The organism is Paraburkholderia sp. CI3, assembly GCF_050436505.1.
GTDB lineage: Bacteria > Pseudomonadota > Gammaproteobacteria > Burkholderiales > Burkholderiaceae > Paraburkholderia > Paraburkholderia tuberum.
In genome coordinates this window covers 705,774-720,083 of sequence record NZ_JBNDMI010000002.1, presented here as the reverse complement: position 1 = coordinate 720,083, position 14,310 = coordinate 705,774, and the positions used below count along the sequence as shown (strand labels likewise).

The 14,310-nt window shown below is 61.3% G+C and carries 15 protein-coding genes and 4 pseudogenes; 12 read left to right on the top strand and 7 right to left on the bottom strand.

Annotation, left to right across the window (positions count from 1 at the left end; translation table 11 throughout):
* The first annotated feature begins 130 nt into the window (after positions 1 to 130).
* Together OKW29_RS06160 and OKW29_RS06155 are read left to right on the top strand one after the other, a co-directional pair.
* Positions 131 to 1,243, top strand: coding sequence for a BMP family ABC transporter substrate-binding protein (locus OKW29_RS06160; protein WP_184033114.1), 1,113 nt, complete (start codon positions 131 to 133; stop codon positions 1,241 to 1,243).
* Positions 1,244 to 1,269: 26 nt separating this feature from the next.
* Positions 1,270 to 1,806 carry a nucleoside deaminase gene (locus OKW29_RS06155; RefSeq protein ID WP_429290356.1) on the top strand — a complete coding sequence of 179 codons (537 nt, stop codon included), beginning with the start codon at positions 1,270 to 1,272 and terminating at the stop codon, positions 1,804 to 1,806.
* Positions 1,807 to 2,156: 350 nt separating this feature from the next.
* Here OKW29_RS06155 and OKW29_RS06150 read toward each other — a convergent pair whose 3' ends face one another.
* Positions 2,157 to 3,224 (bottom strand): purine-nucleoside phosphorylase, encoded by a 1,068-nt coding sequence (locus OKW29_RS06150; protein ID WP_429290355.1) that lies wholly within the window; start codon positions 3,222 to 3,224, stop codon positions 2,157 to 2,159.
* A 262-nt stretch (positions 3,225 to 3,486) separates the two neighbouring features.
* Between OKW29_RS06150 and OKW29_RS06145 the strand changes: the two are divergent.
* Positions 3,487 to 3,774 (top strand): annotated as a pseudogene (locus OKW29_RS06145) (DDE-type integrase/transposase/recombinase); the annotation flags it as partial.
* Positions 3,775 to 3,928: 154 nt separating this feature from the next.
* On the opposite strand, the gene OKW29_RS06140 reads toward OKW29_RS06145, so the two are convergent.
* Together OKW29_RS06140 and OKW29_RS06135 are read right to left on the bottom strand one after the other, a co-directional pair.
* The gene (locus tag OKW29_RS06140; protein WP_429290354.1) at positions 3,929 to 4,354 is read right to left on the bottom strand and encodes a GlcG/HbpS family heme-binding protein; all 426 of its coding nucleotides are present in this window, start codon (positions 4,352 to 4,354) and stop codon (positions 3,929 to 3,931) included.
* 24 nt (positions 4,355 to 4,378) lie between these two features.
* Positions 4,379 to 5,392, bottom strand: coding sequence for a zinc-binding alcohol dehydrogenase family protein (locus tag OKW29_RS06135; RefSeq protein ID WP_429290353.1), 1,014 nt, complete (start codon positions 5,390 to 5,392; stop codon positions 4,379 to 4,381).
* A 96-nt stretch (positions 5,393 to 5,488) separates the two neighbouring features.
* On the opposite strand from OKW29_RS06135, the gene OKW29_RS06130 reads away from it, so the two are divergent.
* Entirely contained in the window at positions 5,489 to 6,418 is a 930-nt protein-coding gene (locus tag OKW29_RS06130; protein ID WP_429290741.1) for a LysR family transcriptional regulator, read from the top strand.
* 52 nt (positions 6,419 to 6,470) lie between these two features.
* Here OKW29_RS06130 and OKW29_RS06125 read toward each other — a convergent pair whose 3' ends face one another.
* Entirely contained in the window at positions 6,471 to 6,758 is a 288-nt protein-coding gene (locus OKW29_RS06125) for a hypothetical protein (protein ID WP_429290352.1), read from the bottom strand.
* Positions 6,759 to 6,922: 164 nt separating this feature from the next.
* Positions 6,923 to 7,237 (bottom strand): annotated as a pseudogene (locus OKW29_RS06120) (DUF72 domain-containing protein); the annotation flags it as partial.
* 247 nt (positions 7,238 to 7,484) lie between these two features.
* On the opposite strand from OKW29_RS06120, the gene OKW29_RS06115 reads away from it, so the two are divergent.
* Both OKW29_RS06115 and OKW29_RS06110 read left to right on the top strand, forming a co-directional pair.
* Complete coding sequence (locus tag OKW29_RS06115) at positions 7,485 to 8,084, top strand: LemA family protein (protein WP_429290351.1); 600 nt, start codon at positions 7,485 to 7,487, stop codon at positions 8,082 to 8,084.
* A gap of 52 nt (positions 8,085 to 8,136) precedes the next feature.
* Positions 8,137 to 10,086 (top strand): M48 family metallopeptidase, encoded by a 1,950-nt coding sequence (locus OKW29_RS06110; protein ID WP_429290350.1) that lies wholly within the window; start codon positions 8,137 to 8,139, stop codon positions 10,084 to 10,086.
* A gap of 82 nt (positions 10,087 to 10,168) precedes the next feature.
* Here OKW29_RS06110 and OKW29_RS06105 read toward each other — a convergent pair whose 3' ends face one another.
* Positions 10,169 to 11,086: a mechanosensitive ion channel family protein gene (locus OKW29_RS06105; protein ID WP_429290349.1), complete on the bottom strand. Its 918-nt coding sequence runs from the start codon at positions 11,084 to 11,086 to the stop codon at positions 10,169 to 10,171.
* A gap of 436 nt (positions 11,087 to 11,522) precedes the next feature.
* Here OKW29_RS06105 and OKW29_RS06100 point away from each other — a divergent pair.
* The 6 genes and pseudogenes from OKW29_RS06100 to OKW29_RS06075 form a co-directional block, all read left to right on the top strand.
* Positions 11,523 to 11,846, top strand: a pseudogene (locus OKW29_RS06100) (hypothetical protein); the annotation flags it as partial.
* Positions 11,839 to 12,096, top strand: coding sequence for a helix-turn-helix transcriptional regulator (locus OKW29_RS06095; protein WP_429290348.1), 258 nt, complete (start codon positions 11,839 to 11,841; stop codon positions 12,094 to 12,096). The pseudogene OKW29_RS06100 and the gene OKW29_RS06095, both read left to right, overlap by 8 nt.
* 242 nt (positions 12,097 to 12,338) lie before the next feature.
* A complete protein-coding gene (locus tag OKW29_RS06090) occupies positions 12,339 to 12,824 on the top strand; it encodes an Hcp family type VI secretion system effector (RefSeq protein WP_429290347.1) in 486 nt (161 codons plus the stop codon).
* A gap of 12 nt (positions 12,825 to 12,836) precedes the next feature.
* Positions 12,837 to 13,355, top strand: coding sequence for a DUF2778 domain-containing protein (locus tag OKW29_RS06085; protein ID WP_429290346.1), 519 nt, complete (start codon positions 12,837 to 12,839; stop codon positions 13,353 to 13,355).
* Positions 13,336 to 13,599 carry a hypothetical protein gene (locus tag OKW29_RS06080; RefSeq protein WP_429290345.1) on the top strand — a complete coding sequence of 88 codons (264 nt, stop codon included), beginning with the start codon at positions 13,336 to 13,338 and terminating at the stop codon, positions 13,597 to 13,599. The genes OKW29_RS06085 and OKW29_RS06080 overlap by 20 nt, the downstream gene beginning before the upstream one ends.
* A gap of 130 nt (positions 13,600 to 13,729) precedes the next feature.
* Positions 13,730 to 13,876 (top strand): hypothetical protein, encoded by a 147-nt coding sequence (locus OKW29_RS06075; RefSeq protein WP_429290344.1) that lies wholly within the window; start codon positions 13,730 to 13,732, stop codon positions 13,874 to 13,876.
* Between the two features lie 95 nt (positions 13,877 to 13,971).
* Here OKW29_RS06075 and OKW29_RS06070 read toward each other — a convergent pair.
* Positions 13,972 to 14,214: pseudogene (locus OKW29_RS06070) on the bottom strand (SDR family NAD(P)-dependent oxidoreductase); the annotation flags it as partial.
* Between the last annotated feature and the right edge of the window lie 96 nt (positions 14,215 to 14,310).

The following is a 14,310-nucleotide window of genomic DNA, read 5'->3' as shown; positions in this document are numbered from 1 at the left end:
TTATACGACACATAACGAATCAATATTTCGGCCTTGATATTGACTCACCACCATCATCGCTGACGCGACGCAGCCAGTCGTCTGGACGACTGGCGTCGTCTCCTTCCAGTTCCCCATCTTCGGAGACTCCATGAGAACAAACTTCGCTCGCGCGGTGGTGCGCTCACTGCGCCCTGCGGTTACGCTTTTAGCCGCGCTTGGCATCTATGTCGCGTTGAGCCCCACTGCCACCGCCGCGGTGCCGATGGGCGTCGCGTTCGTCTACCTCGGCAACCCCGGTGACGCTGGCTGGACCTACGCACACGAACAGGGTGTGAAGGCTATCGAAGCGAGGTTCGGTGACAAGATCAAGGTCACGCGCGTCGAGAACGTACCCGAATCCGCTGACTCGGAGCGCGTGTTTCGCGACCTCGCGAACAAGGGCAACAAGATTATCGTGGGCTCGAGCTTCGGATTCCAGGACTTCGAACTGAAGACTGCAAAGGATTATCCCGACGTCGTCTTCGAGCATGCGACCGGATACAAGAAGGCCACGAACTTTGCGACCTATGACGTGCGCACGTACCAGAGCGCCTATCTGGCTGGGCTCGTCGCCGGCTATACGACGAAGACGAATACGCTCGGCTTCGTCGCCTCGGTGCCGGTCCCGGAAGTGGTGCGCAACATTAACGCTTTCACAATGGGTGCGCGTTCGATCAATCCGAATGCGAAGGTAAAGGTCATATGGATCAATAGCTGGTTCGATCCAGGCAAGGAGAAACAGGCGGCCGAAACGCTGATTGGCCAAGGAGCCGACGTGCTGATCCAGAACACCGATTCGACGGCGACAATGCAGACTGCCGAGCAGAAGAATGTGCACGCGTTCGGTTGGGACTCGGACATGAAGAAGTTCGGCCCGAATGCCCAACTGGGCGCATGCGTGAGCTACTGGGGCGTCTACTACTCTCACCTGATCGAACAGGTGCAATCCGGCACGTGGACCAACGCGCCGACGTGGTGGGGTCTCAAGGAAAAAGCAATCGACCTCGCTGACATCAACACTGCAGCCGTATCGCCTGCCGCGCAAAAGGCGCTGGCGCAAAAGCGCGACGACATTATCGCTGGCAGATTCGATCCGTTCTCCGGACCGATCAGGGATCAGAATGGCGCGATCAAGGTGGCAGCCGGCACGTCGCTGCCCGACGCCGAGTTGCTGCGGCTCAACTGGTTCGTGCAGGGGGTCGAGGGCACGTTGCCGAAGTAACTCAGCCAACGTGGAGGAGACACACTTTGAGCCTTGTCATTTCCCCGAAACAGAACGCGTCGGCGTTCCCTGAGCAGGGGCTCGCGCCGACACGCGCGCAGATCGTCCGCCATCTGCGTCATGCAAGCGTCATCGCAGAACGTGCGATGCTGTTGGGCCGTCACCCGTTTGGCGCCATACTCGTCGGGCCTGATCAGGAGTCGGTTCTAATAGAACAGGGCAATGTCGATTCCGTCAATCATGCGGAAGCGGTGCTCGCGCGTATCGCCGCGCTCAACTTTACGCCGCAATTCTTGTGGGGTTGCACGCTCTATACGACGGTTGAGCCATGTTGCATGTGCGCAGGCACGGCATATTGGGCCAACATTGGGCGGGTGGTTTTTGCAATGACGGAAGAGCGCCTGCTGCAAGCCACGGGCAATCATGCAGAGAATCCCACGATGAGTGTGTCGTCGCGGTATGTCTTCGACCATTGCCAGAAGCGCATTGAACTGGTTGGGCCCGTGGCCGAGGTCGAGGAAGAAGTGATGCAGGTGCAGCGCAGGTTCTGGGGACGCCGATGAGCATGGCGCATCGCGGCCTTACGTTCGCATCATGCCGCGCGCGGAGCCGCCACCGCCCGCGCAGCGGCCGCCGCAGCCACCGCGCCCGCAGGGCTCAGTTCGGGCCTTGCGCAGTTGCGGCCGTTGGCCGGATCAGACCACCCGAACGTACCCCCACGCTGAGGTAGGAGCACAAATGCTGAGATGGCGCGGTCAGATCCCGTGACGTCGCATGCCGGTGCTCCGAGCACACCACCGGTCTGCGTTGGCGTAGGCGTGGCCACCGCTCGCGCCGCGGCAACTGACGACAACGGTGGGCACGAGCGCTGTGCAGACCGGCACGCGGTACCCTCCACCACGCCGCAAACGCGCTACCGCTGCGGTACGCCGTCGCGCCACTCGCCCCAATGCGTGACGATGTCCTGCACGAGCGGATTGCCCGTGAGGAACAGATTGTCGATCGCGATCGTGAAGCCGCCCTGCGACGAGTAGTTGAGCAGATTGTCCGCACTCGACTGGCCCGCGTACGGCCGGTCGAAGTCCGAGCCAGCGCGCAGCACCGCGACACGGTTCAGGTCAACGCGATGCACGGTCGCCGCGCGCGTCAGCGCCTCGAAGGTGGCGTTGTCTTCCTGCTGCGTCGTGCAATAGGTGCCCTTGCCGTCGGTCAGGATCTTCGTCCATTGCCGCGCGCGCTCGCCGAGATCGGTGCCCGACCACCAGGTATCGCCCGCCAGCGTGTCGCACTGGATCACGGTCGGCGGACGGTTCGCGGGCGCATAGCTGTATTTGGCACGGGCATCCTGCGCCCGTGCGTCGTCGGTGAGCGTCACGTGGCGCGACAGCGCGAATGCCGCGTTCGAAAGCGCCGGATTGAGCTGGAACACTTCGGTGCGATAGTCGAGCGGCGGCTTCTGCGTCGGGCCCGTCGTGTTGATGCCGAGATAGCCGGTATTCCAGCCAGGCGGAATTTCGCGTCCGTCGATTTCCCATTGAATCCCGAAGTCGACGAGCCAGTTCGCCCACGCAGCGGAACCGACGGTGCCCTGAAGCGGATCAATACCAGCGATGCCCGCCACCATGAAGTACGTATGACGCAAGTCGAAACGCGGCGAGAACGTCAGCGCCATGATCGACGCGGCGGCATTCGCGTGCCCCATGCCCGTCGTCATCACGCAGACCTCCTTGCGATTGCAGTGTACGGCAGGGTAGTCAGGAGACAGGCCCGCGACGGTGATGTCCTGCCACGGGCCGAGATGATCGAGCCACACCTGGCCTTCCGGACCGAACATCGAAATGATCATCACCTTGACCGGACGGCCATGCGACGCGCCGTCGTCCTGCGCGAAGCTGTCGTCGGCATGCGCGATGGCCGGTGCAGCTGCCGCGCCTGCCACGAGCAACGATGAAATCGCTGCACCAAAAGCACGATTTAGCATAAGAGGTCCCACCTGATATGTAAGAACTGCGGTTGCGAAACGTGAGTCGCGTGCCGTGTTGTCGACTGACGTCGTGGTTTTTTGTCGGCGTGCAGCGTGGGACCTGGGCGTGAGCCGTTCAGGTGACAGTGAGTATAAGCAGAGAAAAATCCGTATTGCCAAGCGGCGGCGAATTTTGATGCGGACGAAACGGCAACGGCGGACACAATGTACAGCGACTGGTTCTGGCGCAAATAGTGAAGGTGAATCGATTAAAGTGTTGGCAACCAAACATCAGGGCAAGCCGCCAAAGACCATCACGCTCGATGGCTATGCCGCCTCACACCGTGCTGTGCGGGAGATGAAGGCCGACGTCGAGCAGGACCACCGCCACATCAAGTCGCGGACGAATGTCATGCTCGGCTTCAACCGTTTCAGGAACGCCGCGATCACTCTGGCAGGCATTGAGTTGACGCATCGCATTCGCAAAGGCCAATTCAACCTGACGAAGCTCGGCCTCAAAGATACCGCCGCGCCCGCCGTCTGGAATGCTGTCCTGTCTGCTCGATAAGAAATCCTTTCTATAGGAACCATCTCTTCCAGACCGTCTATTTGCACCAGAACGTGCTTCCCCACCTTGGTCGAAAACTGGAGAAAGAGCACTGGCGCGAATCGGAGTCATTCCAGTGAGTGCGGCTGCCACAGATCCCGCTAGCAGCCCAGGCTTACTGCATAAACCCTGCGTGACGCAGCGCCTCCTCAGCGGCCTCATGGTCTTGCACCGATGTTCCGCCAGAAACACCGATGCCACCCACCAGACGCCCTTCGTGGAAGATCGGTACGCCACCGCCGACCGGCGTCAGCCGCGGATGGTGCGCCAGCGGGGCAACGGTGGGTTCGGCCATGTACTGATTCCATTGGTGCGTGGCCATGCCGAATGACGCGGCGGTCCATGCCTTGTCGATGGCGACGTCAACAGTCAGGAACGGGACGGAATCCGAGCGCTCGAACGCGCGCAGGTGACCGCCTGCATCGGTAATTGCGATTGTCGCGGCGAACCCGCGCGCGGCGCACGCGCGGCGTGCTTCTGCCAGCAGTGCTTGCGCGGCTTCCAGGCTGATCGTTGTCGTGCTGATGATTTGCGATGTCATGTTGATGCTCGTTCTCAGAAGGGATCAGTGGTTAGCGACGACGACCTTGCCGATCATGTCGCCCGCCTCGACCAGCGCATGCGCTTCGATGAGACCTGCGGCGTTGATGCCGTCAATGCGTCGGGTCAGGGTGTGCTTGAGGCGGCCCTGGTCAACCAGCTCCGCCGCGCGGCGCAGCAAGGCGTGTTGCCGTGCGATGGTGTCGGTGGTGAACATCGCGCGGGTGAACATCAGCTCCCAGTGAATCGAAATGGATTTCCCCTTGAACGGGCCGATGTCCAGACCCACCGGGTCGTCGATGAGTGCGAACTGGCCTTCCGGGCGCAGCACGGCGGCGATTTGCGGCACATAGGCGGCGCTGTTGTTCAGCCCGGCTACGTGGGTGACGTGCTCGATGCCGAGCGCGGCCAACTGGGGTGCCCAGGGCTGGTGGTGATCGAGGACGTAATGCGCGCCATGCGCCAACACCCACTCGCGGGTTTCCGATCGCGAGGCCGTACCGATGACGGTCATGCCAGTCAACTCGCGCGCCAACTGGGTCAGAATCGATCCGACGCCACCAGCCGCTCCAATTACGAGCAGCACGTTGTTATCGGTCGGGTCCGCGGCCTGAACACGCAGACGGTCGAACAGCAGCTCCCACGCGGTGATCGTCGTCAGCGGCAACGACGCGGCCTCTGCGAAGTCCAAGGATGTCGGCATGGGTCCCACGATGTGTTCGTCCACGGCGTGCAGTTCGCTGTTGCTGCCGGGCCGCTTGATGTCACCGGCGTACCAGACTCGGTCGCCTGGCTTGAAGCGCGTGGCCAGCGCACCGGTCGCGCGGACGATTCCCGCAGCGTCCCAGCCAGGGATGCGCGCACCCCCTTCTGGAATATCTCCACCGAGCCGGATTTTGGTGTCGACCGGGTTGACCGATACCGCTTTCACTTCCACCAGCAGATCGTGGCCGCGCAGTTCCGGCGTCGGCAGCTCGATATCCTGCAGCGCCTGCGGGTGGTTGATGGGATGGTTCTGAGAGAAGCCAATGGCCTTCATACAAGTGTTCTCCAAGGTGTTGGAGCTTATGCTATCTTTCGTCGATACGCGGATAAATACCCGCCGCACCCAAATACTTTCGGCATTTCAGTGAAAATAATTCGACTCGATGACGTTCAGATCTTCGTGCAAACGGTCGACTACGGCAGTTTCTCGGAGGCGGCGCGCCAGCTGAATATCGCGCCCGCACATGCGAGCGCGTCAGTGCAGCGGCTCGAAAAGGCGTTGGACACGCGCCTGTTCACGCGTTCGACGCGCAGCATGCAACTGTCGGAGGCCGGTGAGCGCTACCTGCCGCATGCGCGGGTCATGATCGGTGCGCTGGAGCAAGGGGAGCAGGCTCTGGCAAACGGCCGGGGGGTGCTGTCCGGGCCGCTGCGGCTGTCTGCTCCGTCTGACTTTGGTCGAAACCTGCTGTTGCCGTGGCTGGATGAATTTCAGCACCTGCACCCTGGCTTGTCGCTGCACCTGAAAATGAGCGACCGTGCGGCCGACCTCATTCGCCAGCCGCTGGATGCAGTCGTGCGCTACGGAGCGCTGCCCGATTCGTCACTTCTGGCCATGAAGCTGGTCGACAACAACCGACGCGCATTGTGTGCCGCACCGTCATACCTCGAACGGCATGGCGCACCGGCCAAAGTTGAGGACCTGCGGCGACACAACTGCCTGCGGTACGTCTGGAGCGAGCAGATACATGAACGCTGGCGCTTTACCCCGCCTGGCGGCGAACGCACAGTGGCAGTCACGGGTAATCGCATCAGCGACGATGCCGATGCAGTTCGTCGCTGGGCGATAGCCGGGGAAGGCCTTGTCTACAAGTCGCGACTGGACCTCATCGACGATCTGAAGGCAGGTCGGCTGGTGGAGTTGTTTCCGCCGGCGTATTGCGAGCCTTCCCCGCTGCACTTGATTTGTGCTCACCGTGCGCAACTGACACCGACGATCAGCGCGTTGAATGCCTTCCTGCGCGAGCGCTGCTCTGCATTGCTGGCCAGCTACCCCTCAGGAGGTTCCCGATCTGCGTAACGAAGGTCGCCCTTTCCTGATCGTCTCAATGAGTCGACCGAAGGCTCAGGCGCTAGCTCAGTGTCTTGAACTGGATACCCGGATAGGCGAGTTTTGGCATCCTGCTTTCCAGGAAGGTGCGGAGTTCCTGCACCTGCGCCGCTTTGTCGGAATCTTCCGGTCTGATGAGGTAATACGCGTCACCACTTCCAACGGCGGTTTTAAACGGCAGGACGAGTTGCCGCTCGTCGATCGCGTTGGCGCAGAGCGCCAGATCGCCTGTCGAAATACCGTGCCCCGCTGCGGCCGCAGCGATTCCCTGCTCGAGCATGTTGAAGACCTGGCCACGGGTGATGTCCACGTTGGCGAGGGGTCGGGAGTGTGAGTTCGCTGATGCAGGAAGCTGCCGTCTGGCTGCTCGATGCCGCCACCGTCAGCAATCCGTCAGGTGAACTGGCCGTTGGAATGACGACTTTGTGTGTTGCGCGAACGGCAACTCCTGGCCGAACTGCGCCTTCCGAGCCCCTACCGTTCGGCGTTGAGCAGCCGCATCATCATTCCCGCGTTGCGCTGAGCGACATCCCGATAGCAGTTATTGAACAAGACATGCGTGCGTCCGACGTTCTTCGCTACTGCCTCGATTTCCGGTGCGAGCGCGCGCAGATCGTCCTCGGAGTACTCCTGGTTGAACCGGTAGGCGGCCGACTCTACGCCGCTCCAAGTCTCCGCGTTGCGGCCATGCAGCCGCACGATCGAGAGCTCCGGCGACGTCGCCTCCCAGACGGTGTGCGCGCGCTTCGTCACTCCTTCCGGCGCATCGACAATGACGTGCACGATCCCTGGAGACGGGCACACGCCGCCTTCGTGTCGGAAGCCAGTTAGGCCGTAATCAAGTCAGCCCCAATTTTTGTCGCGGGATAGAAGTCAAGATGTGGAATGAAAGGAATTGATGGAGCACGCTTGATTCGCACTCTTTGTCTTATAACAGTTTCACGAATTGATTGAATTAAATGTCATTTCACTTATCCTACTTCCATAGTCGCGCGATGGTCCAAACCAGCAGTCCTCTCGTCGGAGGTCACGGCCAATGAGTCCCGTCGTCGTCACCCTGCTCGTGCTCCTGGGCGCCGGGCTGCTGCTCGCGCTCTGGCTCATGGGCATCTACAACAGGCTGGTGGTCGCCAGGAACCGCTTCGAGAACGCCTTCGCCCAGATCGACGTGCAGCTCAAACGCCGCTACGACCTGATTCCGAACCTGGTCGAAGCCGTCAAGGGCTACATGGGCCACGAGAGGGAGACGCTCGACGCCGTCATCAAGGCCCGCAACAGCGCGATGGCGGCCGAGCAGAAGGTCGCCGCCAAGCCCAGCGACCCGGCGGCCATGCGGGAGCTTAACCAGGCCGAGGCCCGGTTGGGCGGCACCCTGGGCCGGCTCTTTGCCCTGTCCGAGGCGTACCCGGACCTCAAGGCCAACCAGAACGTGCTCGCCCTGCAGGAGGAGCTGACCTCGACCGAGAACAAGATCGGCTTCGCCCGGCAGGGGTTCAACGATGCCGCCACCGACTACAACATCCGGCGCGAGGTCTTCCCAGCCGTCATGGTGGCCGGCATGTTTGGTTTCAAGGAAGCGTCACTGCTCGAAACCACAGAGGCCGAGCGCGCAGCGCCCAAGGTGTCGTTCCGGTAACCCGGAACCGCCACGGCTCCGTGCGCTTCACGCTCTCAAAACCGCGCCGACCATGGCCACCAATTTCTTTCAGCAGCAGGATTCGGCACGGCGCAAGACCTTCCAGCTGGTGGTCTATTTCGTCCTCGCGATCCTGATTCTGATCGCCCTCGTGTACGGTCTGTTGGTGGCGTTCAGCATGTATGGCGCTCACGAGCCAGTGTCTTGGTGGCAACCTGACATGCTCCTGCTCGCGGCGCCGGCGGTGGGCATCGTGGTCGGCGGTGCCAGCGCGCTCAGGGTGGCCCAGCTCGCTTCTGGCGGGCAGGCCGTCGCCTTGATGTTGGGCGGTAAGGAGGTGCCCGGCACGACCACCGACGCGCGGCAGAAGCGGCTGCTCAACGTCGTCGAGGAGATGGCCCTCGCTGCGGGAGTGCCGGTGCCCCCCGTATATGTTCTGCCGGACACCGGCATCAATGCCTTCGCGGCCGGCTACGCCCCGGGCGATGCTGTGGTCGCCGTCTCTCAGGGCTGCCTCGACTACTTGACCCGTGACGAGCTGCAGGGCGTGGTGGCGCACGAGTTCAGCCACATCCTCAACGGCGACATGCGGCTCAACATCCGGCTGATCGGCCTGATCTTTGGGATCATGGCGTTGTCCATCATCGGCCGCAGCCTCATGTTCGCGTCCCGCGGACGCTCGTCGGGAAGACAGGATTCCCGCGGCGGCATGGTGCTACTGGGCCTGGGCGTGTTTGTGCTGGGACTGGTGGGCGCGTTCTTCGGTCGGCTGATCATGGCAGCGGTGTCCCGGCAGCGCGAGTACCTGGCCGACGCTAGCGCCGTCCAATTCACGCGCAACCCCGACGGGATTGGGGGGGCGCTCAAGAAGATCGGCGGGCTGGCCGAGGGGTCGCGCATCGACACCCCCCGGGCCGCCGAGGCTGGTCACATGTTTTTCGCCAACGCTTTCGCCGGCGAGGGGCTCGCCGGACTGCTGGCCACCCACCCGCCCCTCGTCGAGCGCATCCGCCGGCTCAATCCCCAGTTCGACGGCCAGTTCCCGGAAGTGCGACCGGTCGGTGTCGATCGGGAAGAACTCGAAGACTGCCGCCCTAGCCGCGTCCCGGCTTTCGCCGGGGTTCCAACGTTACCGGGGCTCCCGCAAGTACCTATGCCGGTCTTGGGCTTCGCCGCCGATGCGGCGTCCCGCGTCGGCCACATTGATCCACAAGTGATTGACTACGCCCACGATCTGCACGACAGCATGCCCGAGGTGCTCCGGGTCGCCGCACAGGAGCCGTTCAGTGCTCGCGCCCTGGTCTATGCTCTTCTCATGGACCCGCGGGCGGACCTGCGGGAACTCCAGCTGACCCAGCTGAAGGCCGACGCTGAGCCCCAGGACTTCGCGGAAGCCTTGCGGCTGGTTGTCCCTGTCCAGGTACTGCCGGACACGCATCGGTTGCCGCTGCTGGACCTGACCTTGCCAGCCCTGCGGCAGATGTCGCCGCGCCAGCACCGGGCTTTCCGCGCCCAGGTCGAGATGCTGGTGATCGCCGACCAGCGGCTGAGCCTGTTCGAGTACACTCTCCGCTGTGTGCTGCATCGCCATCTCGACGCCCAGTTCCTGCCGCAGCGTCAGACGCGTCCAATGCACAGTTCGCCGCAAAAACTGGCGCAGCCGGTGGCGACGGTGTTAGCGCTGTTGGCCTGGGAAGGCCAGCCGGAACCCGACCAGGCCGCCCGGGCTTTCGATACCGGCATGCGCGGCTACATTGGCGGCGACCACACCCACCGCTTGCCGCCCCGCGAGAAATGCACCCTCGCCGGGTTCGACGCGGCCCTGCAAACGCTCGATCAATCCATCCCGGCCATCAAGCAGCGGATTGTCGCCGCCTGCGCGGGCTGCATCGTGGCGAACCAGCAGGTCACCGTCCGTGAAGCGGAGCTGCTCCGCGCCGTTTGCGACACGCTCGACTGCCCGCTACCGCCGCTCGTCGCGAGCGAATCGGACAGACGATGAACGACATTGCATGCAGGGTTTTGTCGCGGCAAGGAACGCAGAACAACTGCGATCGCCATGCCGCGGGATCGAAGAACCGGGGCTACACCCCCTGCTCCGGTTTTCTGATCGCGGATGACCCTGCCTGACCGGCGGCTGCGCCGGTGGCCGACGCGGCCGTCGCGCTCGGCACGATGTGCAATTCACGGGTGCGCAACGGCAGCGAACATTGCGCGTCGGTCAGTGTTTGACGCACCCGGCGCGCGAGTTCCCAGCGCATGGTCCAGAACATGTCCGTGTTCGACCAGACGCGGATATTCAGCACCGCCGTGCTGTCGTCGAAGCGGATGACCATCACCTGCGGCGCGGGATCGCGGAGCGCACGCGGGTCGGCGGCGGCGAGCGTGCGCAGCGCCTCAAGCGCGCGATCCACATCGTCACCGATCGAGATCTCCACTTCGAGATCGAGCCGGCGCATCGGATTACGGCTGAAGTTGCGGATCGAATTGCTCCACAACGCGCTGTTCGGCACGTATTCGCAGATGCCGTCGGGTTTGGTGAGACGCGTCGTGAACAGATTGACTTCGTCGACCGTGCCCGCGACACTGCCGGCTCCGCCCTCGATATAGTCGCCGACCTTGAACGGCCGCAACACTAGCAGCATGATGCCGGCCGCGATGTTCTGCATCGTGCCTTGCAGCGCGAGACCGACCGCAAGACCGGCTGCGCCAAGCACGGCAATGATGCTGGCCGTCTGGATGCCTAACTGCGACAGCGCACCGACGATCGCGACAATGCGAATGCCCCACAGGCCGATGTCGCAGAGGATCGGTCGCAGCGTGGCGTCCATGCGTGATTGACGCGCAAGAAGCCGGCTCAGCGACATCGAAGCGCGGCGCGCGACCCACCATCCGATCACCAGTATGCCCGCAGCGGCGCCCAGACGAATCGAGAACGCGGTGAGCATATCCAGCAGGAAGGCCCACCTGTCCGAACTGATTTCGACGAGAAGATTCTCCATGTGTCTTGACGATCCCTATATTGGACAGCGGGTAGATTGCCGCGCGCGCATCGACGGTATATGTGGACGAACTCGACTGGCTTCCGGGAATTTAACCAGATAACTTCCGTTTTGGGCATTTTCAGCGGTTAAAGCTGCGTGTTTTTTCTGAGCTGTTATCCAGATCGCTTCTGTCGTAACGGCAGCCGCCCGAGCTAGCGGCTGCCCGCCCCGAGTTCCGTGAACGGCCCCGTCGGCGTGACTTCGAGGAGACGGAAACGATGTCCTCACGGCCCGTTCGACCTTCTCTGCAGGCGTTTCGATAACCACTCAAGATACCCACAGAAGCTGGGCACAAGCCTGTGGACAACAGGCTCATGACTCGCTCAACTCATTGAGCGCATTGGTTTTCACTCACTTGCTTCCGATAGGTCGGCTGCGTCGCGGCCACACGCGTGTCGGACGAGCCGCCGTCGCCGCAGCGGCGCTCTTGCTCACCTTCATCGTGCGCGGCGCGCTGCACGTACCGATTGAAGGATCGGTCGCGCTCTTTCTCGCTGGCGCGGCGCTGCACCTGTTCACCACCACTTCGATGGGCATTTTCATGGCCACGCTCGAGCGCAGCATGCCGCAGTTCGCCCAGAACGTCATGCTCGCCGCGCCCACCACGCATTTCGTCGAGCGCGGCCAGGCCATACTCTTTCGTGGCGCGGGCATCGCCGTGGTCTGGCAACCGTTCCGGTGGCTCGCGGCGATAAAAGGTCACGCAGCGCATGAATGAGCGCCTGCTACGCCGCGCCGAGGTCGAGCAGCGTATCGGCCTGACCGGATCGACGATCTATCTGAGGATCGCGCAAGGCAAGTTCCCCAAACCCATCAAGGTCGGCGTGGCGGCGGTGCGCTGGCGTGAAAGCAAGGTCAATCAATGGATCGCAGATTGTGCGGCAGGCACATTGCAGCACAACCCGGACTCAGGCAAGGCGCAGATAAGGCCGCCAAGGAAGGCGAAGCGCCAGCGATCCGAGACCTGATCGCAGGACATCCACCCGACCCGCATCGCGCGGTTTTTTTTGCCTGCGCGCTGCGCTCGATCAGATCGCAGTCACACTTCCGATGTTTGTTAAATCACGTCAAAGTATTGATAGTGCATAGCATCCCCGTTGCAAATGCTTGCGTAGCCGGGTAAAAAATTGTCCGTTCGTAGCGCATACCTTATTAAAAATGAGGTCGTAACCATGCAGCGCTCATTTAACCATTCAAGGAAAAATTCAAGATGCCAATTCCTGCCCATATGTGGCTGAAAGATGATGGCGGCGCAGACATCAAAGGCTCGTCAACCGTTCAGGATCGCGAGGGAAGTATTGAAATTATCAGTTTCGGCCACGGTGTGAATCTGCCGGTCGATGCGGCTAACGGCAAGATTACCGGCGCGCGCTCGCACTCGCCAGTTGCGTTAGAAAAGGAGTTTGACGCTGCTACGCCTTATCTTTACAAGGCCGTGGCAAAGGGGCAAACGTTGCAATCTGCTGAGATAAAGTGGTATCGCATCAACGACGCGGGGAAGGAGGAAGTTTATTTCGTGATGCTACTCGAAGGCGTAAAGGTCTGCGGCATCAATCCTGGCATGATGAATACCAAGCTGTCACCCGACTCGCTGCTCAATCACGTTGAGGCCGTTTCGCTGATGTATGAAAGCATCACGTGGCACTATCTCGACGGCAATATCAAATACACAGACTCGTGGAATGAGCGCGGATAAGGGGGCGTGGCAATGGCTTATAACGGTAGATTTCTGGTGAATAACAAACCGTTTTCACCACTCTCCATTGATGGCTTGGGTACGTTCGACGCGTATTCGGGCGATGGTCCGTACCTCAACCGGGGCGGCTGCACGGCGATAGCTAGCAAAGGGCCGATTCCCGCCGGTAAGTATTGGATCGTCGAGCGTCCTAATGGCGGCCTAGGCTCCAAGCTTGCAGCGTGGCTAAAGGATGAGTGGAATTTCTACAAAGGGAATCCGTCGGATCACTTCGAATGGTTCGCGCTATATCGCGATGATGGACTCATCGACGATTTCACTTGGGTCAACGGTGTGCGGCGCGGTCAGTTCCGGTTACATCCCGCAGGTGGTGCGGGGGTGTCACTTGGCTGCATTACCCTGCCGAGCCGTGCGGATTTCCTGAGAATCCGTTCGGCGCTGCTGCGTACCGAGACTATCCCTGCTCGCAGTTCTGGCCTTCGCGCCTACGGAACAATTGAGGTAATCACGTATGGCAACACTTGTCCGTAGGCTATTCAAGGTCGTGCTGTTTATCGGGTTGTTTCTTATTTCCGTTCGTTATATCCCGCTATCCAATAAGTGGACAGCAAGCGAAGCGCGTGCGTGGTGGCGTGCTTCGGATTGGCTCGGTATTGAAGATCCCAGCGATTTGTATTTCGTGGTATGGCTGACTATCGAACTGATCGTGGCAGTGCTTGCCTATGTGGTGATCATCAGGCTATGGCGGCACTGTCGCGGCAAAAGGCAACGTTGAGAAATAGCGAGTGACGACCGCACTTGTCCGTAGGCTGTTCAAGGTCGCGCTCTTTATCAGCCTATTCCTTCTATCCGCGCGCTACATTGGCCGGAATGGGCCGATGCCAGCGAGTGAGGCGCTTAGGTGGGTGAGCATCGCCAACGGCCTTGGCCTGCATGAAGCCGATGATGTTTATATTCCGGTGATGCTAACTGTTTGGTTGGTCGTCGCTGTAGTGGCTTATATCGCGATCATGAAGCTATCGCGGCACTATCGCGGCAAAGAGCCACATTGAGAAATAGCGAATGATGTCCGCACTTGTCCGCAGGCTGTTCAAGGTCACGAGTCTGCGAGGTCACGCATTCACCGGCCGTTGGCGCGCGCGTCGGTATATGAGACCAGTCCAGCCTGCGCGGCTCTTTTGGCCTGCTCCTCGTCAGTTACGTCGAGGGCGACCGGCAACAGCGCAGATGATTCGCCGAGACGCTCAATGATCGCCCGAACGTTGCGTCCCGCCGTAACCACTGCATTTCCGTCCACCAGGGCCGCTTGCGCGATCAGTGCGCCTAACCCGCGTGAGGCGCCCGTAACGAAGCAGACGCGCTTGAACCGGTGCTGCGTAGCGTTGCTCATGATTTGCTCCCGTTTCGTGGTGAATGTGAAGAGAAGCATAGGGCGCGCGATTAACAGCTACCAGGCATCGAATGCTAGACTCATAATCAACCAATA